The 23,840-nt window shown below is 62.1% G+C and carries 24 protein-coding genes and 1 pseudogene; 9 read left to right on the top strand and 16 right to left on the bottom strand.

Translation table 11 applies throughout. From position 1 onward, the window contains the following. Positions 1–32 precede the first annotated feature (32 nt). Positions 33–1,868 (top strand): ABC-F family ATP-binding cassette domain-containing protein, encoded by a 1,836-nt coding sequence (locus HWX44_RS12710; RefSeq protein WP_175975049.1) that lies wholly within the window; start codon positions 33–35, stop codon positions 1,866–1,868. 8 nt (positions 1,869–1,876) lie between these two features. Here the strand turns inward: HWX44_RS12710 and HWX44_RS12705 are convergent, their stop codons facing one another. Next, a complete protein-coding gene (locus HWX44_RS12705; protein ID WP_046646938.1) occupies positions 1,877–2,791 on the bottom strand; it encodes an AEC family transporter in 915 nt (304 codons plus the stop codon). A gap of 170 nt (positions 2,792–2,961) precedes the next feature. Between HWX44_RS12705 and HWX44_RS12700 the strand changes: the two genes are divergently transcribed. After that, a complete protein-coding gene (locus HWX44_RS12700) occupies positions 2,962–3,552 on the top strand; it encodes a hypothetical protein (RefSeq protein WP_175975048.1) in 591 nt (196 codons plus the stop codon). Between the two features lie 65 nt (positions 3,553–3,617). Then, positions 3,618–3,938 (top strand): putative quinol monooxygenase, encoded by a 321-nt coding sequence (locus HWX44_RS12695; RefSeq protein ID WP_175975047.1) that lies wholly within the window; start codon positions 3,618–3,620, stop codon positions 3,936–3,938. A gap of 259 nt (positions 3,939–4,197) precedes the next feature. Here HWX44_RS12695 and HWX44_RS13435 read toward each other — a convergent pair whose 3' ends face one another. The 3 genes from HWX44_RS13435 to HWX44_RS12685 all read right to left on the bottom strand — a co-directional run bounded on the left by HWX44_RS13435 (position 4,198) and on the right by HWX44_RS12685 (position 7,368). After that, positions 4,198–4,671 carry an SGNH/GDSL hydrolase family protein gene (locus HWX44_RS13435; protein WP_254868263.1) on the bottom strand — a complete coding sequence of 158 codons (474 nt, stop codon included), beginning with the start codon at positions 4,669–4,671 and terminating at the stop codon, positions 4,198–4,200. Continuing rightward, positions 4,566–6,200 carry an acyltransferase family protein gene (locus HWX44_RS12690; RefSeq protein ID WP_254868262.1) on the bottom strand — a complete coding sequence of 545 codons (1,635 nt, stop codon included), beginning with the start codon at positions 6,198–6,200 and terminating at the stop codon, positions 4,566–4,568. The genes HWX44_RS13435 and HWX44_RS12690 overlap by 106 nt, the downstream gene beginning before the upstream one ends. A 370-nt stretch (positions 6,201–6,570) precedes the next feature. Then, entirely contained in the window at positions 6,571–7,368 is a 798-nt protein-coding gene (locus HWX44_RS12685) for an HAD family hydrolase (protein WP_254868261.1), read from the bottom strand. Positions 7,369–7,464: 96 nt separating this feature from the next. Here HWX44_RS12685 and HWX44_RS12680 point away from each other — a divergent pair, with 96 nt between their 5' ends. Beyond that, entirely contained in the window at positions 7,465–8,499 is a 1,035-nt protein-coding gene (locus HWX44_RS12680; RefSeq protein ID WP_175975046.1) for an enoyl-CoA hydratase/isomerase family protein, read from the top strand. Between the two features lie 39 nt (positions 8,500–8,538). Here the strand turns inward: HWX44_RS12680 and HWX44_RS12675 are convergent, their stop codons facing one another. From HWX44_RS12675 to HWX44_RS12665, 3 genes are read right to left on the bottom strand one after another with little or no spacing between them, the layout of a single operon-like run. Next, positions 8,539–9,699, bottom strand: a complete 1,161-nt coding sequence (locus tag HWX44_RS12675) for a DUF6882 domain-containing protein (RefSeq protein WP_175975045.1) — start codon at positions 9,697–9,699, stop codon at positions 8,539–8,541. 12 nt (positions 9,700–9,711) lie between these two features. Beyond that, entirely contained in the window at positions 9,712–10,860 is a 1,149-nt protein-coding gene (locus HWX44_RS12670; protein WP_175975043.1) for a glycosyltransferase family 4 protein, read from the bottom strand. 6 nt (positions 10,861–10,866) lie between these two features. After that, positions 10,867–12,087, bottom strand: a complete 1,221-nt coding sequence (locus tag HWX44_RS12665) for an NAD-dependent epimerase/dehydratase family protein (protein ID WP_070754567.1) — start codon at positions 12,085–12,087, stop codon at positions 10,867–10,869. A gap of 195 nt (positions 12,088–12,282) precedes the next feature. Here HWX44_RS12665 and HWX44_RS12660 point away from each other — a divergent pair, with 195 nt between their 5' ends. Then, complete coding sequence (locus tag HWX44_RS12660) at positions 12,283–12,939, top strand: hypothetical protein (protein WP_175975042.1); 657 nt, start codon at positions 12,283–12,285, stop codon at positions 12,937–12,939. A gap of 109 nt (positions 12,940–13,048) precedes the next feature. On the opposite strand, the gene HWX44_RS12655 is transcribed toward HWX44_RS12660, so the two are convergent. Both HWX44_RS12655 and HWX44_RS12650 read right to left on the bottom strand, forming a co-directional pair. After that, entirely contained in the window at positions 13,049–13,594 is a 546-nt protein-coding gene (locus HWX44_RS12655; RefSeq protein ID WP_175975040.1) for a gamma carbonic anhydrase family protein, read from the bottom strand. Positions 13,595–13,600: 6 nt separating this feature from the next. After that, the gene (locus tag HWX44_RS12650) at positions 13,601–14,008 is read right to left on the bottom strand and encodes a hypothetical protein (RefSeq protein WP_144013995.1); all 408 of its coding nucleotides are present in this window, start codon (positions 14,006–14,008) and stop codon (positions 13,601–13,603) included. A 35-nt stretch (positions 14,009–14,043) separates the two neighbouring features. On the opposite strand from HWX44_RS12650, the gene HWX44_RS12645 reads away from it, so the two are divergent. Next, positions 14,044–14,913, top strand: a complete 870-nt coding sequence (locus HWX44_RS12645) for a patatin-like phospholipase family protein (RefSeq protein WP_175975039.1) — start codon at positions 14,044–14,046, stop codon at positions 14,911–14,913. A gap of 14 nt (positions 14,914–14,927) precedes the next feature. On the opposite strand, the pseudogene HWX44_RS12640 reads toward HWX44_RS12645, so the two are convergent. The 3 genes and pseudogenes from HWX44_RS12640 to pth (HWX44_RS12630) form a co-directional block, all read right to left on the bottom strand. Beyond that, positions 14,928–16,545, bottom strand: a pseudogene (locus HWX44_RS12640) (peptide chain release factor 3). Positions 16,546–16,569: 24 nt separating this feature from the next. Continuing rightward, on the bottom strand, positions 16,570–17,427 hold the full coding sequence (locus tag HWX44_RS12635) for an SDR family NAD(P)-dependent oxidoreductase (RefSeq protein ID WP_175975037.1): 858 nt from the start codon (positions 17,425–17,427) through the stop codon (positions 16,570–16,572). Between the two features lie 41 nt (positions 17,428–17,468). Next, positions 17,469–18,149, bottom strand: coding sequence for an aminoacyl-tRNA hydrolase (pth, locus tag HWX44_RS12630; RefSeq protein WP_175975035.1), 681 nt, complete (start codon positions 18,147–18,149; stop codon positions 17,469–17,471). 38 nt (positions 18,150–18,187) lie between these two features. On the opposite strand from pth (HWX44_RS12630), the gene HWX44_RS13590 reads away from it, so the two are divergent. The 3 genes from HWX44_RS13590 (at position 18,188) to HWX44_RS12620 (ending at position 20,644) form a co-directional block, all read left to right on the top strand. Continuing rightward, positions 18,188–18,511, top strand: coding sequence for a nitronate monooxygenase (locus HWX44_RS13590; RefSeq protein WP_444843294.1), 324 nt, complete (start codon positions 18,188–18,190; stop codon positions 18,509–18,511). Positions 18,512–18,651: 140 nt separating this feature from the next. Further along, positions 18,652–19,125 (top strand): nitronate monooxygenase, encoded by a 474-nt coding sequence (locus HWX44_RS13585; RefSeq protein WP_444843293.1) that lies wholly within the window; start codon positions 18,652–18,654, stop codon positions 19,123–19,125. Between the two features lie 64 nt (positions 19,126–19,189). Continuing rightward, the gene (locus tag HWX44_RS12620) at positions 19,190–20,644 is read left to right on the top strand and encodes a glyceraldehyde-3-phosphate dehydrogenase (RefSeq protein ID WP_175975033.1); all 1,455 of its coding nucleotides are present in this window, start codon (positions 19,190–19,192) and stop codon (positions 20,642–20,644) included. Positions 20,645–20,872: 228 nt separating this feature from the next. On the opposite strand, the gene ppk2 is transcribed toward HWX44_RS12620, so the two are convergent. The 4 genes from ppk2 to pth (HWX44_RS12600) form a co-directional block, all read right to left on the bottom strand. Then, entirely contained in the window at positions 20,873–21,766 is an 894-nt protein-coding gene (ppk2, locus tag HWX44_RS12615; protein ID WP_175975031.1) for a polyphosphate kinase 2, read from the bottom strand. A 75-nt stretch (positions 21,767–21,841) separates the two neighbouring features. Then, on the bottom strand, positions 21,842–22,309 hold the full coding sequence (locus HWX44_RS12610; RefSeq protein WP_254868258.1) for a PepSY domain-containing protein: 468 nt from the start codon (positions 22,307–22,309) through the stop codon (positions 21,842–21,844). Positions 22,310–22,406: 97 nt separating this feature from the next. After that, positions 22,407–23,285: a fumarylacetoacetate hydrolase family protein gene (locus tag HWX44_RS12605; RefSeq protein ID WP_175975029.1), complete on the bottom strand. Its 879-nt coding sequence runs from the start codon at positions 23,283–23,285 to the stop codon at positions 22,407–22,409. 5 nt (positions 23,286–23,290) lie between these two features. Then, positions 23,291–23,839: an aminoacyl-tRNA hydrolase gene (gene pth / locus HWX44_RS12600; RefSeq protein WP_175975027.1), complete on the bottom strand. Its 549-nt coding sequence runs from the start codon at positions 23,837–23,839 to the stop codon at positions 23,291–23,293. Position 23,840 lies beyond the last annotated feature (1 nt).

Genomic DNA, 23,840 nt, shown 5'->3' with positions numbered 1-23,840 from the left:
ACCGCGCCGAGGCACTAAGATGAACACTCGATATGGCGAACCTCATTAACCTTGAAAACGTAACCAAGTCCTTTGGGCTTAAGACCCTGCTGGACGGGGTCTCCCTCGGCGTGCAAACCGGTGATCGCATCGGCATCGTCGGCGTCAACGGCGGCGGCAAAACGACGCTGCTGGAAGTTCTCACCGGTATCGAATCCCCAGACTCGGGCCGCGTGTCCCACAACTCGGAATTGCGCATGGCGGTGGTGACCCAGCGCTTTGAATTAGAAGAATCGCTCACCATCGCCCAAGCCATCATTGAGCCGTTGGGCTTGGAGACTTTCGAGTGGGCATCCAACGCGAAGGTGCGCGATGTCCTCGGCGGCCTCGGCATTGTTGACCTAGGGCTAGACACCCCTGTGGGCTCGCTCTCCGGTGGTGAGCGCCGCCGCGTCAGCCTGGCTGCCGCACTCGTTCAAGACCTCGACATCGTGGTGCTCGATGAGCCGACCAACCACCTCGACGTCGAAGGTGTGCAATGGCTGGCCAGCCACCTGCTTTCGCGCAAGCTAGCGGTCGTCGTCGTCACGCACGACCGCTGGTTCCTCGACACCGTGGCCACCACTACCTGGGAGGTGCACGACGGTGTCGTCGATGCCTACGAGGGTGGCTATAACGACTGGACCTTTGCCCGCGCCGAGCGCGCCCGCCAAGCCGATGCTATTGAGCAGCGCCGGCAGAACTTGGCCCGCAAGGAGCTGGCGTGGCTGCGTCGCGGAGCGCCGGCGCGTACCTCGAAGCCGCGCTATCGCATCGAGGCAGCCGAGGCACTCATCGCCGACGTCCCCGCACCGCGCGACAAGGTCGAGCTCATGGCCTTTTCCAAGCAGCGCCAGGGACGAGTCGTCATTGAGCTCGAGGACGCAAAGGTCACAACCCCGGACGGTCGCACGCTCGTGGATCACCTCACCTGGCGCTTGGCGCCGGGCGAGCGCATCGGCCTCGTTGGTGTTAACGGTTCGGGCAAGACCACGCTGCTGCGCGCCCTTGCTGGTGAAGTCGAGCTTGCCGCTGGCAAGCGCATCGAGGGCAAGACGGTGCGCCTGGGCTGGCTGCGCCAGGAGCTCGATGATCTGGATCCGGAGCGCCGGCTTCTCGACGCCGTCGAAGACGTCGCCACCTACGTTCACCTAGGCAAGAAGGAACTGTCCGCGTCCCAGCTCGCGGAGCGCCTGGGTTTTTCCGCCAAGCGCCAGCGCACGCCGGTCGGCGACCTCTCCGGCGGTGAGCGCCGCCGTCTGCAGCTGACCCGCGTGCTTATGGCGGAGCCAAACGTGCTGCTTCTCGACGAGCCCACGAACGACCTCGACATCGATACTCTCCAGGAGCTGGAGTCTCTTCTGGACTCGTGGCCGGGCACCTTGGTGGTCATCTCGCACGACCGCTACCTCATCGAGCGCATCGCGGATAACACCTATGCGCTGTTTGGGGATGGCAAGCTCACCAACCTGCCGGGCGGAATCGAGGAATACCTGCGCCGCCGTCAGGAGATGGAGGCCGCCACCGCCCGCGGCGTCCTTGATTTAGGAGAAGCCTCCAAGAACTCTGACGAGCAGAGCGCGGATGCCGCCCCGGCCAAGCGGTTGAGCTCCCAGGAAGAGCGCGAGCTGACCAAGAAGATGAATGCGCTGGAGCGCAAGATGGGCAAGCTCGACGATAAGACGGCGAAGCTGAACGAAAAGATGGCGGTGGCTGCAGAGAAGATGTCCTCCGGTGAGGGGGACAGCGGTGAGCTAGCGAAGCTCGACTCCGAGCTCAAGGCCATTGCCTCTGAGCGCGAAGAGCTAGAAATGGAATGGCTGGAGTTGGGGGAGAAGCTCGAGGGGTAGGCCCAGCCCTACCCGAAGAGAGCCGCGATGCCCAGCATCGCCGGCAGCGAGAGGAAGGTGGTGAGGAAGACCGTATCGCGCGCCACCGTTTCTCCCGACTGGTAGGTCGCGGCATAGTTGTAGACGTTCTGTGCGGTCGGAAGCGCGGCCAAGATCAGCGCTGTGTAGAGCTCGTTGCCGCTCAGCCCCAACGCCAAGCCGGCCGCCAGCGCAATCGCCGGCATAGCAATGAGCTTGAGAACCGTGGCGGTAATCGTCGGCAGGCGGTCAACGGCTAACAGCCCGTCGCCGGTGAGTGAGGCGCCAAAGCTCATCAGGATCATCGGGATGGAGGCACCACCAAGGATCTCGAGCGGAGCCATAATGACGTCGGGGACGTGCCAGCCTGCGGCGGACACGATGAAGCCGGCGATCGCCGCGATGACCACTGGGGCTGTCAACCCTGAGACCACGGAACTTAAAATCGAACGCAGGCTTGTTCCCTGGGCGTTGAGGCCGGCAATGATGAAGGGCGAGAGGACTGCCATTTGCAGCACGAGCGCTGGCACCACAAAGGTGGCATCACCGATGACATAGGTGGCGATGGGCAGCCCGATGTTGACCGAGTTGTAGTAACTGGCCGCGGCCGCGCCGGCCATGGTTTCCGCTCCGCTACGCCGGAAGAATAACGCGCTCAGCACCCAATACAAGGCCATCGTGGCGACCGAAGCTATCGCGATGACGGCGACAACCGGCGAGGCAAAGGCCGAGGTGTCAGAGGTGGCCACGCTGGAAAAGATCAGCGCTGGGGTCGCCGCCCAGAACGCCGTGCGATTGAACTGCAGGCGCGCCTCACCTTCGCCGATAACGCCGCGCCGAGCCATGATGAAGCCCACGCCGATAACCACAAAAATGATGGCGAAACCGGTTAAGACGTCCAGCAACAGTGATCACCTTTCGGATACTCGTTAAAAAATCCATACTAAAGCCAGCCTTGGCTATTCTTCCATGCCGGCATGCAGCCACCGGCAAGTGATAACAAAGTGGTATCGAAAATCCCACATGAGCGGGAAGTCTTTTTCCGCCGAAGCATTTTTGTGGCACGGTGGAAGGCATGAATTCTTTCCGTCGTGTTTCCCGCATGTCCGCCACCGCCGCCGTGGCAGCCACCCTCACCGCTGCTCTGTCGGTGTCCGCTGCCCAGGCCGCCCCGGTCAACTCCTCTTCCGCACAATTGCAGGATGTAAACCAGCTGTCCTCCCAGGCCGTTGAGCAGGTCAACTCTTTAGAGATCGAGCTGCCTGCGCAGGCCTATGACTTGGCGAAGCAGTTTAACGTCCAGTTGCCGGGCTTCATCAAGAAGCCGACCCCGGCCGTCGCCGGCGAACTTGTTGGTGCTACCCATGCCCACCTGCTCAAGCAGGGCCACCACGAGGATGCCAACGCCAAGAACATCGCGCAGGAGTGGGCAAACCAGGCAGCAGCTGGCAAGGTCACCTTCCACGACAATGCAGGCGATGGGCTGACCCACCTGGAGGAGGGCAGCGGCAACATTTACAAGCTCACCGAATCTGAGGCCAAGGAGCGCGTGGACTGGCTCAACCGCGACGTGCCCGTGACCAAGACGGATGGCACCGGCTTCGGCGTCGCCCAGGCCTTTGACGGAACCTACGTCTACGTGGCGGAGTACTTCTTCAACAAGTAATCCTCCCGAGAGGCTTTTTACAAGGCCTTCTGCATGTTTTCGTGGAGATGGTTACAGTGGGGCCCATGATTTTGATCAACGTACAGTTCCACGTCAAGCCCGAGTACGCCGAGACCTTCCTCGACGAGATCGACTGGTACACCAAGGCCTGCCAGGCAGAGCCCGGCTGCATCGACTTCAAGTGGTTCCGCGATCCGGAAGACAAGCAGCGCTTCCTGCTCCTCGAGTCCTACAAGGACGGCACCGACGTTGACCACGTCAACACTGAGCACTTCAAACGCTCCTGCGAGGAGTTCCCGAAGTACCTGGTGGAGACGCCGGACATTATCAACACTCACCTCGATGGAAAAACGCAATGGGATAAGATGGCTGAATTTTCCGTCTAGGAGATTGAGCGTCTTTCAGTAACACCGGAAGCGCACAAGCATCGGCACATAGAAAAACGGCCGGGGAGGCACATCCCCGGCCGTTTTTCTATGTGCTCGGGCCTAGCGGCGAATCCCGTCAACTGCCCTAGTTGCCAAAGTTATAGGTCCTGCCCCAAGGATCTGGCCAGATCTTTGGCAACTAGGCCAGTGCTGCTAGGGCGATGCTGCTAGCGCACTGCCCTGATTGGAGAGCAGCTGATTCGAGAGCGGCCGAAGGCTAGAGCGAGCAGGCCGTGGTGATGGATTTTTCTCCGCGGGAGTACTGCTCGAGGGCGTCGGAAAGCGCCTGCACGTACAGCGCTGCGCCCTCGGCCTGTGGGTGCACGCCGTCGTCGTAGAGCAGCGCCGGGTTCTCTTGGGCCATGCCGCACCAGTCGGCCACGTAGACGTTGTCGTGCTCTTTGGCGGCCTCGATAATCTCTGCGCGTGCCTGCCCCATCCAGTCGCGCTCGCCGTAGGGCACGACGAGGATAACCGTGCGATCGGAACCGAGGATGGTGAGGAGTTCGTCCATCTCGCCGTCTGCAGCCGCTCCGTTCGTGCCCAGCCCCACAAAGACGGTGGAGCGTAGCTGACCGGATTCCTTCAGCTGCCGGATTTCCGCGATTGCCTCGGCATAGTGGCGGGACACTTCCGCGTCGATGAGAATCCCTGGGAAACGCTCGTTGAGGGCTTCGGAGGCGGCGAGCATGACCGAATCGCCCACCGCGTTGATCGCCGTGCCCGCAGGCAGAGCGCGCTTTTCTGGAGGCTTCTTGGTCTCTGTCGGTGTTGCCGGGGCCGATGCCGCTGCCTGCTCATTGGCCTGGGACATGCGCTCCAATTCTCGCTCCAGCTCGGTCTGGTCCTGTGACGTGACCAGCCCATAGGCCGCCCAGCGCGGAGAAGATCACCATGGCGGGCACGGCGGGCATGGCCTTGCCGAAACCGTCCTTCATCTCGGCCACAGTGGGGCGCGAAGCAATAGGTGCGCCACGTGGCGACATATCCGGCGCGGCGGAAGGGGTTTTCCACGAACTGATACGTCACCTCAGCCAACAGGAAGGACAGAGGAAGCGCGAGCAAACCCAGCAGCCACGCCGGGGCATCAGACAGCTCGCGGAGGATCATCACCACAGGCCAATGCCACAGGTAGAGCGAGAAGGAGCGCTGGCCCAGCCACCGCATCACCCGGGTGCGGAAGAGCCATGTGAGAGGTCCGGTCTCACGCACCACACCCCAGATCATTGCCGCGCCGAGGAGGCTGGTGAGGACCAGGCCGCCGCGGTAGGTGACCCCAAGGTCTGCGCTCATCCACACCAGCTGCGCCAGGTAACCAACCAGGGCGAGGGCTCCGACGGTGCCGGCGATAACGCCTGTGCTTGTCGACGCCCATGAGTCCGCCTTCGCCTCCTTCGACGTCGAGGTGAGAAGAAGGGACAGCAGCGCACCGATGAGGAGGCCGAAGGCATGGGTATCGGTGCCGTAATAAACACGGGTAGGGTCTTCGCCCGGAGTGAACAGCAGCGCCATCGCGGCAGCGGAGGCGACCGCGAGGACGAGAGAGAGCGCGATGGGCAGGCGCTTGGGTTGGCGTCGCGACAGCGCGAAAGCGCCAAACATGAGCAGGGGCCATAGGAGGTAGAACTGCTCCTCAACGGCCAGGGACCAGTAGTGGGCGAAGACTTGCACCTCATTGGGCGCAAAATAGGTCTGGCTGGTGGCGATCTGGGTCCAGTTGTTGACGAAGAAGAAGGTACCCAAGAACTGTTCGCGGATCCCCACAGCGAGGTCCCCGCCGATCATTGCGACGAGGGCCGTGCACAGGCATAAGACAACGAGCGCAGCCGGAAGGATGCGCCGGAAGCGCCGGATCCAGAAATCGGTGAGACTGATGCGCCCGGTCACGGCGAACTCGCGCACGAGCAGCGAGGTGATAAGGAAGCCGGAGAGGACAAAGAACATATCCACGCCGAGGTATCCGCCGGGGAGCAGATCCCCGAAGAAGTGGTAGATCACCACAGCCAAGACCGCGAGACCGCGCAGCCCATCCAAACCAGGTACCGGGCGCAGGCGCGCGCGACGCTGACGCGTGACGGTGGCGGATTCCTTCGGCACCGCAATGTCTCCAGTGTTTTTCGCGCTGTCGTGCTGTGCGGCCTGGCGCTGCTCGCGGGAAGGGCGCGGTGTTTTGAGCTGCTTGCTTGTCGGTGTGCCGACGGGCTGCGAGCGCCGCGCCAAGGCGCGCGAGATCTCATTCTCGGGCCGTGATTCGGGAGAACTCTCGGCGGGTTTGGATTGAGCTGGGGGTTGCGCGGCCGATCCCAGCGCGCTGTCGTGCGTGCAGCCGGCGCGCTGCGGCGCGGCGCGGCGAGGTTTCGGCGGCTCGCGGCTTTGTGCAGCTTGGCCTTGCGCACAGCGGATGCCTTGGGGAGGGACTCCGGATCCAGTTCAAGGGAGGTGTCCGTGGCCCGACGAGGGACACGGGGCCCAGGGGATCGCAGGAACTTCTTCACTGAACACTCCACACGTAAGGGATTGGGGGTCTAGGGAACCGGGGTAATCCTACTCGGGTGGTGGTAGAGAATCGGGAAGGTTTCCTGGGAGCGTGTTAGGTGCGCAGAAGCTGGCGCAGCATGGTGCTCACACCATTGTCGGTATTGGCAGGCGCGATAATATCCGCTATTTCCTTCAACTTCGGATGCGCGTTGTCCATGGCGACAGCCGTCCCAGCAGCGCGCAGCATTTCGAGGTCATTGAGGTAGTCGCCGAAGGCCACGGTGGCGGTGATTGGAACGTTGGCAAGTTCAGCGAGTGTGGTTAAGGCTGCTCCCTTATCGACGCCGCGGGCCATGACATCGAGCCAGACCTTGCCCGATACCGCCACGTTGTCCTCCGGTACGGCACGGCGGATGGGCTCGTAGATATGTGTCTCGGAACCGGATTCGCAGAAGATGGCGATCTTGATGATGTTGGTATTGGGGACGGTGTCCAGGTTATCGACCCACGTGACCGCCTTGTAATACTTGGAAATCTCCGCGCGTGCTGCCTGCGTGACATCCCGGGCTACGTAGGCGGTCTCCGGGGAACACAGAACGACGGTGTGCGCTTCGCTGATGGCGGATGCGGCGTCGCGCGCCGCGCGCACGGTTTCTTCCTGCAGCGGGAAGGTGGCGATGATCTCTCCGTCGCGCACAATCACCGAGCCGTTCTCCGCAATGAATGTGCCGCCTTCCGGGAACATGTCTTGCAGGGTGGCCAGCTGGCGCCCTGAGGCCGGAACCAGCTCGCAGCCGCGGGCGGTGGCGAGCTCCTCAAGCTCTGAAAAGTCTGCGGGCAGCTGACCGTGGGCATCGAGGAGGGTGCCGTCCATGTCAAGAGCAACAAGCTGTGGGAGCAAGAAATTCACACCAATCTGAAGGTTGGGTTTAGAGGCAGGGGTCGATGTTAAAACCAGCCTCAAAAAAGGTGGCTGAAACATGTGTGATATGGAACACTGGTGCGCATGACTACGACTGATCCAGTACTCGTTTCCGTCCGCAACCATACCGGAGTCCTCGAACTCAATCGGCCGAAGGCCCTGAACTCGTTGAACCCGGACATGATCGATATCATCCGCCGCTCCCTCGAAGCCTGGGCACAGGACGATGAGATTGAACAGGTTCTGATTTACTCCAACAGCCCTAAAGCATTCTGTGCGGGCGGCGATGTGCGCCACGCGCGGGAGGGAATCGCGGAAGGCAAGCTGGAGGAGGTCGATGCCTTCTTCGCCAGCGAGTACCTCACCAACGGTGATATCGCCGAGTTTCCAAAGCCCTATATCGCCGTCATCGACGGTGTCGTTATGGGTGGTGGATTGGGCATTTCCCTGCACGGCTCGCATCGCGTGGTGACAGAAAAGGCCTTCGCCTCGATGCCGGAGATGAACATCGGCTATGTCACCGACGTCGGTGTGGCCTATGCGGCCCAGCGCATGGTGGGCACCCGCGGTATCGCCTCACCGGGCTTGGCCAAGTTCTGGGGTCTTAGTGGATACCGCATGTATGCCGCAGACATGTTGTGGACTGGCGTGGCAACCCACGTTGTCAAGGATGCACACGAGCTGATTGAGGCCGCCATTGAGCGCGGTATTGATGCCGCGCTGGAGGACCTCGCCCTGCCCGCACCCGAAGAGCCCGCCCCGCTGGAGCAGGTGGCCAAGGACCTGGAGGAGACGTTTGCCCTGCCAACGTGGGAGGAAATCTCCGCGGAGTTGGACAAGCGCCCGCTCATTGCCGGTGAGGTCCGCCGCCTTATGGCAGGGGCGTGCCCAGCTGCCATTATCGCGGCTAACGAGCTTTATGAGGCAGAGGCCGGTGTCGACGACATTCGCGAGGCCCTCCTTTTGGAACTCAAGCTGGGCATGCACATGTACCGCCGTCCCGACTTTTCTGAGGGCGTGCGCGCGGTACTAGTGGACAAGACCCAGGACGCAGCGTTTAACCCGGCCACCACAGAGGAGGTTGACGTCGAGGAGTTCCGCGCCGTGCTGAACTCCTAACGCTCCCAGCCGCTCACGCACTCAGCGCTGTCCGAGCACTTATAGGGGGCGCGCCCGGTGGTAGGCAGCGCGCGCCCGCTGCTCGTCCACGCCTGCCGGCACCGCAACGTTGAGGGTGGCTTGCGTGGCCGCCGGAGTCGGTGCGGGGAGGTGGAACGCGGGGGCGTCGGACAGCGCGAGGCCTTGGCGGCCGTCGGGAAGCTGCACCGGCAGCAAGGTCCACAGGCCCAGAACTGGCATGGCCAGCTGCGGCAAGCGTGTAGAGCGTGCCTCAGTGATGGACACGCGGGCCCGAATCAATTCGGGGATGGCCTGGTCATATCCGAAGCGGCGCAGGTTCCCCGCCGCCTGGGCGGACATGGAGCCGGATAGCTCGTCTGCCCAGGCCCACGTGAAGGTGTCTGCGGCAGCGTCGATCGTGGCAATGAGGTGCGCGGGCACCGTGAGCGAGCCGTAATCAGAGTTCACCACGGTCCGCGACGTATCGGGATCAAGGTCCGCCCACAGGTTGGGGAAACGGGCCTCCAAGAAGAAGTTGTGCTCGGTGGCGAGGAAGTGGGCATCGGCCAACACCTCGCGCGCGCTGAGCCCGGCGCGGCCCGGGGCCTGGGGGAGAGCCACGATCCGGGAGCCGTGGAAGAGCGCGAGATTCTCCGCGTTGCTCTGCGGAATGCCCAGGTAGGAAGCGAGCTCGGCGGTGGCTAGGCGCTCGTCGACGCCACCGGCGATATCCCCCGAGTGCTCAATTCCGGCCAGAATGCTCACCCGAGGATCCGGGTTAATCTCTGCGAAGTCGACGGCGACGAGCGCTTCGCCATCGCCCTGCGGGACGCGGACAACAGGCCGGTCGCCTACGAGCCGTCGCGCCAAGCCGCGCAGCAGGACGGAGTCCGGCTGCGGCCCGTGGAACTCCGGCTGCGGTGCGTGCTCCACCATGCCAGTGGCCCAGAGCAGGTGACCATCGTGGATGGTGGCCAGGCGCAGGCCATCGAAATCATAAACCCCGGAATCAGTGCTAAAACGTACGACGGCGCGCTGATCTTGGTCTGGCTGCCCGTCCTCCGAGGCTGCTGATGCGGAATCGGTGGGAATGAAATTTACCTCGACGTCGCGAACGACGCCCAGGCGTGAGGCAAACGTGGCGTCGATGCCGGCTTGGATAAAGGCGCCAGCGGAGTACAGGTTCTGGGCTGAATCCATGGGTCTCCTTGACTAGTTTGTATTCCTGCGGAAGGGGTGCTCGATGGCCTCCTCGTAGGCCTGAAGGAGGGCTTGGGTGGATTCTACCCAGGAATGTTTTTCAGCTTCGCGGCGGGCGGCCTGTCCCATCTGCGCCCGGCGGGAGGAATCACGGAGGAGGCTGAGAGCGGCGCGGGCCCACGCGGTGTCGTCAGCGTCGGGCTCGATGAGATGTCCTGTGACGCCTTCTTCGATAACGAAGGGGATGCCGCCGGCATTCGTGCCGATGACCGGAACCCCAGAGGCGAAGGACTCGAGAGCCACGAGTCCCAGGGTTTCCGTGGCGGAGGGGAAGAGGAAAACATCCCCCACGGCGAAGGCGGCGGCGAGCTCCTCGCCGGAGAGGTAGCCAGTGAATACGGTGTGCGCAGGATTGAAGCTGGACTTGAGCTCCTCCAAGGCGGGGCCATCGCCAACGATGGCCAGGCGGGCGTCGCTAAGCTGTGCCCTCACCAGTTCCATCACGTGATCGAGGCGTTCCAAGTCTTTCTCCTTGGAGACGCGGCCGATATAGGTCACCAACGGGGAATCCGGGTTACCGTCGGTCAGGCGCTCGCGCATCTGTTCCGTGGCGCCACTGGGGTGATAGGTCTGCGTATCAACAGCCTTGGGCCACAGCTGCACGTTGCGGATCCCCATCATCCGAGCCTTATCCACCATGGGGCCGGAGGTGCACAGGTTCACCGCAGCCTGGTTGTGCAGATACTTCAGCGCGGCTTCGGTCAGCGGCCTAGTCCACCCAATCCCCAGCGCTTCAACGTACTCGGGGACATTGGTGTGGAAGCTGGCTACCAGCGGTACGGCATCGCGCTGCGCGGCAAAGACGCCGAGGGCCGCGGTCCAAATGGGATTGACCGCGTGGATGACATCGGGATCGAAATCCCGGATTTCCTTGAAGAATTTCCACGAGGGCAAACCGAATTTAATCTCCGGGTAGACCCACAGCGACAAACTGGGGATGCGGGTGACCTCGAAGCCGGCATAGGTGTCAGGGGCCTTGCCTGTGGCAAAAATCCGCACCTCATGGCCCATCGCGGCCAGCTGGTCCAGCGTGCGCGTCAGGCGGGTGACCACGCCGTCGATCTTGGGCAGGAAGACCTCGGTAACGATAGCGATGCGCACGAAGGTTTAAGCCTCCGCAGCGTCCGCGCCGTTGGCCAAGGCTTCGGGAACACCAGCGTGCTGCTGGCGCGTCCACAGCGACTGGGCTGGAATCTTGGAGCGGTCAACACGGTCGGCGTACTTACGCGCGACTTCCTCCACCTCGTGGAGCAACCCCTCCGACAAAGTGGTCGGCTCCAGGCCGAGCTCGAGGAACGTGTCGTTGGTGACGTGGAGTTCATTCTCTGCGGATTCCTTGCGCGGGTTCGGCACATAAGCCACTTCCGCACCAGAGATCTTCGCCAGTAGTTCTGCCAGGTCACGCACGCGGTGGGTTTCGGTCATCTGGTTGATGATCTTGACGCGCTCCCCGCGTGCTGGCGGATTCTGCAGGGCTAGCTCGATGCAGCGCACCATGTCACGAATGTGAATAAAGGCGCGGGTCTGTCCGCCGGTGCCGTGGACGGTCAGCGGATAACCAATGCCGGCCTGAATGAGGAAGCGGTTGAGCACCGTTCCGTAGTCACCGTCATAATCAAAGCGGTTAATGAGGCGCTCGTCCTTCTGGGTCTGCTCAGTGTGCGTGCCCCAGATGATGCCCTGGTGTAGGTCGGTGATGCGCAGCTCATCATTCTTGGCGTAGTAGGCAAACAGGTGCTGGTCCAGGACCTTCGTCATGTGGTAGACCGAGCCCGGGTTGGAGGGGTAGAGGATTTGCTGCTTGACGACGCCATTCTCGCCCGCATCCACCTGCACATCCAGGTAGCCCTCCGGAATCTTCATACCGGCGGTGCCGTAGCCGTAGACACCCATGGTGCCCAAGTGGGCGACGTGGATATCTTGCTCAGATTCCACGATGGCGGCGAGCAAGTTGTGGGTGGCGTTGATGTTGTTATCCACCGTGTAGCGTTTGGTGCGCGAATTCTTCATGGAATAGGGGGCGGCGCGCTGCTCAGCGAAGTGCACCACCGCATCCGGGCGTTCGGTATTCAGGAACTCCAGCAAGCCGTCGTAGTCCTGGGCCACGTCGAGGTTACGGAAGCCGATGGTCTTGCCGGAAACCTCGGTCCACGCGGCCAGGCGATCCTCAATGGAGGCGATGGGTGTTAAGGATTCCGCGCCCAACTCCTCATCGATGGCGCGCCGGGAGAGGTTATCCACGATGATGACCTCGTGGCCTTGGTCGGAGAGATAAAGGGAAGCGGGCCAACCGCAGAAGCCGTCTCCGCCGAGAATCGCTACCTTCATTTTTTGTCTCTCCACTTCTTGGGTCGGGGTCAAAACGTGCTGTACCAGCAGGGGTCTAGTCTATGTTGACACGCGTAAGTTGGGGGTTCGTTACGTGGCACACTTTTTTCGAACATACCGTTTGCTCGCCTGCGTCGGGGGCGCGCGGGGTAAACAGTAGATGAATGTTCTCTAAGAGCCTGTAGACTAGCCCGCATGCTTGAAGCCGTGCTGAATGCCTTCGCCGATTCCGTCAACGCGCTTCTCATCGGAATCCTGGTGGCCATCGGCATCATGCTTCCGCGGGGGAGCTACCGCAAGATCGCGGCCCTCGTCATCGTCGGTGACTGGTTCGGCGTGCTCACCGCCGCTGCTGTGGTGATGTTCGTCTTCGTCGGTATCCAGGACAACGTGGCCGCCGCGCTGGAATCACCGCTGCTTGGTTGGGGTCTGGTGGTCATCGGCCTGGGGCTGGGTCTTCTGGCCTGGCGCTCCAAGGGCGAACCCAATGACATGGTGCAGAAACTCCTCGGCCCACTGCGCACGCCCTCGGCCAAGACTGTCGCGGTGGGCTACGCCATGGGTGTTATCCAGTCCTTGACCTCCGTACCCTTTTTCTATGGGCTGATGCACCTTGCTGCCGGGGATTTCAGCAACACCGTTAAATACGGAGGCCTTTTCTTCTATGCCACCTTCGCGCTCTCGCTGCCCACGGTGTGCGGGCTTTTCATCGCGCTTGTGCGGGCGAAGCCAGACTCCTGGGCTGGTCGCGCCTTCGCGTGGGCGCGGGAAAACTCTGCAGCGGTTGCGCTTTGGAGCGGCTACGGAGTGGCCGCCTTCCTGGTGGTGATGGGTCTCGTTGCTCTTCTATAACGAGCCGGCTGGTGGGCAAGAGTTCAAAAGTGAACTGCCCTAGTTGCCAAAGTTCTGGTCAGTTTTTGCGGCGGACTCGGGAGTTTTGTCAACAACGGCAGTTGCGGTGCTAGTCGTAGAGGACTTCGTCGAGGGGGAGGGCGTCGCCAAGCGGCGCCTGATTCTTAGCAATGTCGACGTAGCGCGCGGCGTGCGGGATGAAGGCGGCGGATTCCTCAGGGCTCAACGCACGGCGCACCTTGGCGGGCACCCCGGCGGCCAAGGCGCCGGCGGGAATGTTTTGGCCTTCGAGCACCACCGCGCCGGCGGCGATGAGAGAGCCTGTGCCCACGGTGGAGCCGGAAAGCAAAGAAGACTTCATTCCAACCAGCGTGCCCGCGCCCACGTGCGTGCCGTGGAGCATGGCCATGTGGCCCACGGTGACGTCATCGTCCAGTACACACGGCGCAGTGGCTTCGACGTGGATGACGCAGTTGTCCTGGATGTTGACGCGGGCGCCAAGACGGATGGAACCAACGTCCCCGCGCAGCACGCTGCCATAGAACACGGAAGAATCCGGCCCGATGGTGACGTCACCGATGATGGTGGCATTCGGCGCAATCCAGGCGCTGCGGTGGATGCGAGGCGTGTGCCCTTGGAAGGGGAGGATGAGCATGGCGGACTAGCTTTCTTCAGGGGTGGGTTCGACGGACACAGCGAGTGACTCGGAAATTTCATAATCGCCGGGCTCGGCGTTGAGTTGGGACAGTGTTTCTCTTTCTGCGGGCGACAACGGGATGGCCCATCCCTTCTTGGGGTCGTGGACGGGACGCTGCTCCTTAGTCGTGGGGGAGAGATGCACCGTGGTCTGAGGGCCACGCAACTGCGCGGGCTCACCGGAACGCGCCACCTCACTGAGTATTTGTGCGCCGGCTGGGGAGGTGACCAGGATGATGAGGCCGCCGGCCGTGTGGACGGAGAGGTGGTCTACAGAGACCTCGACGGCGTGGGGATCCGGGGAGGCCAAGCGGACGGTGCTGGAGCCGCCAAGCTTGTCGACGGCATTCTTAACCGCAGAAAACAATCCCATGGCGCGATCCTAGCGCGGGGGTACCATCGGGCACTGTGATTGACGCGAAAGATACAGCACTCGTCATTGAAGGCGGCGGCATGCGCAATTCCTATACCGCCGCGTGCATCGTCAAACTTCTGCAGGAGGAGGTGGAATTTGGCTGGGTTGGAGGTGTTTCCGCGGGCTCTTCACACACCGTGAACTTCCTCTCCCGCGACGTGAGCCGCTCGGAAGAATCCTTCGTGGATTTTGCCAAGAACCCCAGCTTCGGTGGCCTGGGTTCGCTGCTGCGCGGTAGCGGCTACTTCAATGCGGAGTTCATCTATGAGAAGGCCGCCGATCAGGACATGCCCTTTGACTGGGAAGCATTTCAGGCCAACCCGGCGCAGATGTGTATTTCCGCCGCGCGCGCCGATACCGGGGAGAGCGTGTACTGGGGGCGCAATGACATAAAGACACAAGAGGACCTGATGGTGCGCGTTCGCGCGTCTTCGACGTTGCCGCTGATCATGCCGATGCGTGTTATCGATGGCGCACCGTACGTCGACGGTGCGATGGGGGAATCCGGTGGCATCCTCATCGAGCAGGCGGAGAAGGCCGGCTTTGAAAAGTTCTTGTTCCTTGGCTCGAAACCGCGTGGCTACGTGCGGCCTGAGGTAGGGCGGCCCGCGGCGCTGCGACGAATCTTCCGAAAGTACCCTGCCGTGGCGGAGTCAATGATTGCCCGGCCGCCCCGGTACAACGCCTCCAAGGAGCGGCTTCTGGAGCTGGAAAAGGAAGGGCGAGCCCAGCTTTTCTTCCCGGAGGATATGCAGGTGGCATCGACTGAGCGTTCTGTGACAAAGCTGCGCTCCAACTATGAGGCTGGGCGCGCGCAGACCTATGCGGAATGGCCGGCGTGGAAGGAATTCCTCAGCAGTTAAGGGAAACGCTGTGCCTAATCCGCCACGAGTGTTTCGATGGTCAGCTCCGGGTGCTCCTTCTCAATGAAGGCCAGCTTCCACTTATCGCCAAACAGAGCGATGAGTTCGCCGTCGGTGCGGGTAAAGATTTCTACGCCGCGCTGGCGGCCCAGCTCGGGTGCGGATTCGGCGTCGGTGCGGCGCGCCACGGAGTAGGGGATGGGCTCGGTGATGGTCTCCACGTTGTACTCGACTTCCATGCGAGCCTGCATGACCTCGAACTGCATGGGGCCCACCGCGGCCATGACGGGGGCGGCATCGCCGCGCGTATCGTTGCGCAGGATCTGGACCACGCCCTCCGCCGCCAGTTGGTCCAGGCCCTTGCGGAAGGCCTTGTAGTCGCCCAAAGACTTCGCGCGCAGGATGCGGAAGGACTCCGGTGCGAACTGCGGCATGGGCTTGAACTGCACCTTCTTGCCGGTGTAAATCGTGTCACCGGGAGCCAAGGAACCGGCGTTGACCAAGCCGACGATGTCACCCGGGTACGCCGTGTCCACGGTGTCACGTGTGCGGCCAAAGACCGTCAGGGCGTACTTGGTGGAGAAGCTGCGGCCGGATTGGGCGTGGTTGACCTGCATGCCGCGCTCAAATTCACCGGAGACCACGCGCATGAAAGCGAGGTTATCGCGGTGCTTGCGGTCCATGCCCGCCTGCACCTTGAAGATGACACCTGAGAACTCATCGGTGACCTCACGGACCTCATCGATAGCGGAGGTGGCGGCCTCGATGGCCTGCGGATCCGAATCGCGGGAGCGCGGAGCCGGGGCGATGGCGCACAGGGTATCCAGAATCTGGTGCACGCCGAAGTTCAGCATCGCGGAGGCGAAGATGAGCGGGGAGGTCACGCATTGCTCGAAGAGCTCTTGGTCGTGCAGGGCGCCGTCCGCAGCCAGCAGCTCTGCCTCCTCCACGGCTGTTTCCCAGGCGTCCTCTTCCTTCGCGGCGGCCTCGTCGGGGGAGTAGTGCTCCTCCGGGGCGATGGTGGAACCACCGGCGGTGCGCAGGAAGTGCACGTACTCATCGGCCTCGCCGTCATCGTTGATGTGGGCCAAGCCGCGGAAGTCGCCGGCGATACCCACCGGCCAGTACAGTGGGGTGGGCTGCAGCTGGATTTCGTTGACGATTTCGTCGACAAGCTCCAGCGGCTCACGGCCCACGCGGTCCCACTTGTTGATCACCGTGATGATCGGCAGGCCGCGGCCTTGCACGCGGAAGAGCTTGAGGGTCTGGGGCTCGAGGCCCTGGCGGCGTCGATAAGCATCACGGCGGCATCCACCGCCGTGAGCACGCGGTAGGTATCCTCCGAAAAGTCCGCGTGGCCCGGGGTATCCACCAGGTTGATAATAGGCTGCCTCGGGCCCTCGGCGTACTCGAACTGCAGCGCGGAGGAGGCCACGGAAATACCGCGTTCTTCTCCATCTCCATCCAGTCAGAAACCGTGGACTTGCGGTTGCCCTTGCCGTGCACCGCGCCGGCCTCGTTGATGACGTGCGCGTGGAGCGCCAGCGCCTCCGTCAGCGTGGACTTACCAGCATCCGGGTGGGCGATGACTGCGAATGTGCGGCGGCGGGAAGCTTCGGAGGCAATACTCATGCGGGCTAGTTTAGCCGCTGGGTGCTACCACTCCACATTGAGCTGGCGGCCCAGATCATCAAAGATGCGCCGGGCCACGGAGAGCTTCTTCGCAATCGGCCGCTGCAGGCCTGGCTTGCGCTTCTGGTTGTAATACTCGCCGGAGTCGAAATGGATGCCCGGTGTGCCGCTGAGGAAGTAGGCCAAGTTCTCCCCACCCTTGTCCGCCTTGCCCAAGACGTATTGAGCCGCAGTGGTCGAATAGAGCTTGCTCGTCCTGCTCGTTGAGTTATGCCCGAAACCAGTATTCAATATCCCCGGGTGGAAGGCCACGGAGGTCAGCCCGTGGGAGGCGAGGTAGCGGGTCAGCAGGATATCGCCCAACTTGGCGTTGCCATAGGCGCGCTCCGCCGTGAATTTTTCAAAAGTATTCGGGTCACCGGGGTCGAAAGAGGAATACAGCATGTTGGCCAACGAGGCGGTCTGCACCACGGTGGCGTTGCTGGCCCGCAGCGTATCGCGCAGCAAGGAGGTCAGAAGAAAAGGCGCCACAACGTTGATCTGCCACGTGCGCTCGAAACCATCGGCGGTGGCGAAAGGGCCGTCGAACATTCCGCCGGCATTATTGCCCAAGGCGTCGATCCGCGGGTATTGGCTCAGCTCCTCGGCGAGCCGGCGCACCTGGCCCAAAGACTCATAATCGGCCACATGAAAGCCGGCTCCGATCTCCTCAGCCACAGCCTGCGTCTTCTCCGGGTTGCGGCCCACGAGCACGAGCGAATCCTGCGGGCGGCGCTGGTGAAGGATACGGGCAGCGGCCGCGCCCACGCCGTCAGAGGCTCCGGTGATGACGATAGTTTTCGGGTCGTTATTCAATGGCAGGCTCTGGCTCGTGCGGCTCATACTTGGACAGTGTAGGACGTTGAGCGTGGTCGCGCCGGGGGTTATTTCGTCCGGGAATGGATTTCCTGCTGGGCCTTGTTGAGACCCTCAGCCACGATGAGACGTGCGGCCTCGGCGGCGGTGGCGATGGTGGAATCGAGCTCAGCGCTGGCGTCGACAGGCGCGAGCACCCAATCCGGGATGGAACCACCCTTGGGTGGGCGCCCGATACCGATGCGCACGCGCAGGTAATCGCGCGTGCCCAAGCGCTCGCTCAGTGACTTAAGGCCGTTGTGGCCGTTTTCGTTGCCGCCCTTCTTAATACGCACCTTGCCGGCGGGCAGGTCGAGCTCATCGTGGATGACGATGATGTTCTCTGCCGCAACGCCCAGCAGCGTGGCCAACGGGGCGATGGGATCGCCAGAGAGGTTCATGTAGGTGTGTGAGCGCAGCGCTACGACCTTCGTGCCTCCGAGCTCGAGCTGCGCCGCGCTGAGTTGGTGTCCGGTGACAGGCTCGAGCATGTCACCAGATTCGGCGAGGAGATCATCCACGGCCATGTACCCCACATTGTGGCGGGTCGCGGCGTATTTCGCGCCGGGATTACCCAAACCCACGATGAGCCACTCGGCGCTTAAATCCGAGGGATTAAGTCCGGAGGCGGCGGCCTTCTGTGTTTTCTTATTCGGTGCTTCGCCGGCGCGGCCAAAGCGGCGGGTGAAAAAGTCACGGATGGCAGACACAACTACTCCCTTGATGGTTTTCTTTAGGCTGGGTAACCATGAGTCAACTTCTTGAGACTATCACTTGCCCTGTCCTACCTGCCCCGATGGCGGGCGGGCCCACCACGCCTGAGTTAGTCGCCGCCGCCGACGCCGCTGGTTCCTTCAGCGCGCTGGGGCTGGGGACGTGCTCCGTCGACGCCGCGCGGGAGGCCATCGCTGCGTGTGCCGGTACGCGCTTCGGGGTCAATATCTTTCACCCGCAGCGCGCGCTGACCGAAACGGAACTCGCGGCTGCACGGTCCCTCGCCGCCGAAGAGGGCGCCGTGCTTGGCGACGTCTCCCTCAACTTCGGCTGGCAGGACAAGCTCGACGCCGCCTGAGTGAGGGCGTCGTCGATGTTCGGCGTTTTAGCGACGAGTCGCGCATCCATGACGCTGGGGCAGAGGCGTGGACCACGGTCACCAACCCCGAGGCGGCGCCCGCGGCATCGATGTTGGCGTGCAGCCCTGAAGCTGGCGGGGTGGTGTGGACGAGTGCGGAACCCGATCAGCGCCCTCTCGAGGAACTCGTCGCGGCGGTCCACCAGGTCACGGACCTTCCGCTCATTGCCGCGGGTGGTCTGCGCACGGCGGAAGATGTTGCCACGGCCCTGGCCTGGCCGGGGGTAAAAGCAGTCAGCTGTGGTTCCGCCTTCCTGCTGTCCGAGGAGGCGGGAACGAGTGAACACAACCGTGGCCTTCTGCGTCGCGGTGGCCAGACGGTGTCCACCCGCGCGTTCTCTGGGCGCTACGCCCGCGGGCTGGAGACCGCCTACACGCGGGCACACCCGGACCTGCCTTTGGTCTACCCCTACCTCAACGCGCTACTGAAACCTCGTCGCGCCCAGCTTGACGCGGACGTGGACTATTGCCTCGTAGGTGTCGATGTAATGAAACTTGGCGGGGGTAGTGTGGCGGAGATCCTCGCTCAACTACACCCAAACGGGCATGAATAACGGTTAATATTTACGGATGGACAGAGTTTTACACCCTTTTTGACGAGTAAAGGATACAAAGCACGTGACTTCGAACGCGCACATTGGGCACGAGGATTGGAACGAGCGCCTGGAGCTGGCCCAAGAGATGATCCCGCTCATCCACCAGCTGCACCGCAACAATAACGTTGTCACCTCTATCTACGGCCGCCTGCTCATCGGCGTGACCGACATCGACATCATCAAGGCGCACCGCTACGCCCGCCGCATTGCTGAGCGCGAGCTTTCCACCGCAGAGACCCTGCCGATTGTGAAGGAACTGTGCTCGATGAACCTGGGCACCGCCTCCATTGACCTGGGACGTCTGGCCACCGGCTTCGAGGAGTCCGGCTCCGACAACCTGCGCAACTACCTCGAGGAGACCCTCGTGGATCTCGTCGGCGCTGCTGTGGACAAGGAATCCACCGACGTCGTTCTCTACGGCTTCGGTCGCATCGGCCGCCTCCTGGCACGCATCCTGATTGCCCGCGAGGCTGCCTACGGCGGCGTGCGCCTGCGCGCTATTGTCGTGCGCAAGAAGGGCGACATTGACATCTTCAAGCGCGCCTCCCTCCTGCGCCGCGACTCTGTCCACGGTGCCTTCAACGGCACCATCGCTGTCGATGAAGAGAATGAAGTCATCTGGGCTAATGGCACCAAGATCCAGATGATTTACGCCAACGACCCGGCAGACATTGACTACACCAAGTACGGCATCGACAACGCCATCGTCGTCGACAACACCGGTGTGTGGCGCGACCGCGAAGGCCTGTCCCAGCACCTGCAGTCCAAGGGTGTGGCTCGCGTGCTGCTCACCGCTCCGGGCAAGGGCGATCTGAAGAACATTGTCTACGGCATCAACCACGGCGACATCGAGGACTCCGACCAGATCCTCTCCGCCGCATCCTGCACCACCAACGGCATCACCCCGGTGCTCAAGGTCATCAACGACCGCTACGGCGTGGTTCACGGCCACGTGGAGACTGCACACTCCTTCACCAATGACCAGAATCTCATCGATAACTTCCACAAGGGTGACCGCCGCGGCCGCGCAGCTGGCCTGAACATGGTGCTCACGGAAACCGGTGCAGCCAAGGCCGTGTCCAAGGCTCTGCCGGAGTTCGAGGGCAAGCTCACCGGTAACGCCATTCGCGTTCCCACCCCGGACGTGTCCATGGCTGTGCTCAACCTCGAGCTGGAGAAGGAAGCTGACCGCGACGAGGTCAATGACTTCCTGCGCAACGTGTCCCTGCACTCTGACCTGCGCCAGCAGATCTCCTACATCGCTTCTCCGGAAGTTGTGTCCTCTGACTTCGTTGGTTCCACCCACGCCGGTGTAGTCGATGGTCTCGCCACCATCTCCTCCGGCAAGCACCTTGTGCTCTACGTGTGGTACGACAACGAGTTCGGCTACTCCAACCAGGTCATCCGTATCGTCGAGGACATGGCCGGTGCTCGCCCGGTGGTGTACCCGAAGCGCGTTGATGTCTCTGAGCTTTAAGAGCTAGAACACGAACACCGCCCTCGCTGCATGGCGTGGGCGGTGTTGCTGTTTTAGAGTTCCGCTCGGCTTCCGGCTCATCCCCTTCTTAGATACGGAACTGCCCGTTCTGCCAAAAGTAGCGGCGCGGATTGAAAAATCCGGCCATCTTTCGTCAGATAGGGCAGTATGTGAGTGGGCCAGTGGCGCACCCAGTGGGGGATTCAAGCCAGAAGCTTGAGGGGAGGACTACTTCTTCTTTTTGTCCTTCTTGGCCTTCTTTTTCTTGCCCTGCTTTTTGCCGTTGACCTTGGCACGTTCCAAGTCAGCCGCGACATCCGGGACGTAGGCAAAGTCGTTGCGTGGCGGGCGAACGTATTCGGCCTCGAGCTCGGGGCGGCTCGGGATCTCCGGTACGTCTTGCTCCACGTGTTGGTAGGGAACCATCTTGAGGATGTGGTTGATCACGTTGATGCGTGAACGCTTCTTATCCTCGGATTCGACCGTGTACCACGGGGCGGAGGGGGTATCCGTGTGGACGAACATCTCGTCCTTGGCACGCGAGTAGTCTTCCCAGCGGGTGATGGACTGCAGGTCCATGGGGGAGAGCTTCCAGCGGCGCAGCGGATCGTTGCGACGGGATTTAAAGCGCGCGAGCTGCTCCTCGTCAGAGACGGAGAACCAGTACTTAAGCAGAATGATGCCATCTTCGATGAGCATGTGCTCTAGCTGTGGCGCCTGGTGGAGGAAGCGCACGTACTCCTGCTGGGAGCAAAAGCCCATGACGCGTTCCACGCCGGCGCGGTTGTACCAGGAACGGTCGAAGATGACGATCTCACCGGCAGTGGGCAGTTTTTCAATGTAGCGCTGGAAGTACCACTGGCCCGCCTCGCGGTCGGTGGGCTTGGGCAGCGCTTCGATGCGGCAAGTACGCGGGTTCAAGTATTGCGTAATGCGCTTGATGGCGGAACCCTTGCCGGCGGCGTCGCGGCCTTCCATGATGATGACCACGCGGGCGCCGGTCTCGACGACCCACTGCTGCATCTCGACGAGCTCTGCTTGGAGGCGCTTGAGCTCGTCCTCATAGGCTTGCTTGTCTAGCTTCGGCGGCTTGGTGGCAGACTTCTTAGACTGTGAACTCATATCTTTAAATCTACCGCTTAGCTGGGGAAATACCTAAATGCGGGGGTTAGGTATATGGGGCGAATAGGGAGGTGTCTAGTCAACCTCGTGTTGCGTCACCGCGCCGCTGGCGGCATCGACATCGAGCTCGTGTTCTTGGCCGTTGGCCTTGAACTCGATTTCCCAGTGGGGGCCCGTGCCGTCATCACCATCGTCGTAGTCGACTTCTTTTTCTGTGACGGCCTGCGCATCAACGCCGGCGTGGGCTAAGGCTTTCTCGAACGCCTCATCGCCACTGAGCATGCCGGAGCCCTCTGCGTTGCCAGTGGCTCCGGCGCCCGCCGTGTCCGCAGGCTGCTGAGCGTCTTCATCGTCGCGGTCATCATCATGGTCATCGTCGTCCGCATCCGTGCCCGGCGCCGCGGCGGTTTCCGTCACGGTCTCCACCGGCGCGGGAGTCGGCGTCGGGGCGGGATCGGCCTCTTTATCCGACGAGCACGCCACCAGCGTGGTGCTGGCGCAGAGTGCGATGCCGGTGGCGGTAAAGCGGGAACGAAGAGTCATCAAGGCTCATCCTTCTCAGTCAAATTTGCGAAAATGTGGTGCCCCACCGTAATAGAGTCTGTTCGTTTTCGCTGAACGCCCTGGATATGGCCGAATGTTAACGGCCGTGACAGGTGCAGCCTTCGCCGCAGCTTCCGGCAGCGGGTGGCTCGCCGAAGCGTGTGGTGTTTTCAATTGCCCCGAGACCTTCGACGCTGATGCGGGTTGTGGAGCCATCGCCCAGCAGCGCCTCTTCACCGCGCGCAAAGCCCACGCCTTGCGGCGTGCCGGTGGCAATGACATCACCCGGGTTGAGGGGGTAGAGGGAGGAGCAGAAAGCGATGAGCTCGGCCACGGAGAAGATGAGGTCGTCGGTGTTATCGTCTTGACGAACGTCGCCGTCGACGGTCGTCGTAAGCCGCGCGGCCTTGCCTGGGGCCCATTCATCAGCCGTGGTCAACCATGGCCCGAATCCAGCGGTGCGGTAGAAGGATTTGCCGGCGTGGAACTGCGTGGTGGCACGCTGATAATCCCGCAGGGTGTAGTCGTTCATGATGGCATAGCCAGCCGCATAATCCAGTGCCTCAGCGACCGGAACGCGGTGCGCGCGGCGGCCGATGACCACGGCGAGCTCTCCTTCATAGTCCAACTTCCTCGTGGCATAGTCCGGGACATAGACGTCGTCGAAGGGGCCAGTCAGAGCTTCTGGAAACTTGATAAAGAGCGTGGGTTGCACAGGTAGCTCGCGCCCCATCTCTCGGGCATGCTTGGCGTAGTTCACGCCGACGCAAATGATCTTTCCCGGGTTTGGGATGACGGGTGCTAGGTCGCAATCCTCAAAAACTACTGGTTCGCCGGAGAGCTGAGCGGCTTTGCGCCAGTCGGGGCTGGCGAGCAGCTCGCCTACGTCTTCGTAGTCGAGCTCCGTGCCCACGTTGGGTCCATCGATGCGGATAGCACAGGTGCCAAAACTGGTGCGGAGAGTAGCGAGCTTCATGCCGGCTAGTCTAACGCGCGAAGAATCTCATCGACCGCATCGGCGCAAATGATGGGGATCTCCTGAGCCTCCTGCTTGCTCCACGGCTTAAGAACAAATGCGGCTGGGTCCATGCGGCCGGGCGGGCGGCCGATGCCGATGGAGAGGCGCTGGTAGTCCTTGGTTCCCAAAGACTTCGTGGTCGAGCGCAGACCGTTGTGGCCGTGGTCTCCGCCGCCTAAGCGCCGCTTGATGGTGGCGAAGTCGAGCTCCAGTTCATCGTGGACGACGATGATGTGATCGGTAGGCACGTTGAAGTATTGGGCAAGGGCCTTGATGGGGCCGCCGGACAAGTTCATAAAGCAGCGCGGCTTGGCGACGATCACTTTGGCGTCCCCGCGCCGCGCTTCGGCGACATCGGTGTTTGTTTTCTTGTGAACGGAAAAGGATGTCAGTAGCTCGTGGGCCAGTTCATCAGCCACGTCAAAGCCAATGTTGTGGCGCGTGCCGGCGTATTTCGGGCCGGGGTTTCCTAGGCCAACGACGAGAAAAGGAGAAGAAGTCACGCAGCCCATT

Origin of the sequence: Corynebacterium sp. Marseille-Q2823, assembly GCF_903645345.1 — a bacterium.
GTDB classification, from domain to species: domain Bacteria; phylum Actinomycetota; class Actinomycetes; order Mycobacteriales; family Mycobacteriaceae; genus Corynebacterium; species Corynebacterium hiratae.
This window is presented reverse-complemented; position numbering and strand designations above follow the sequence as displayed.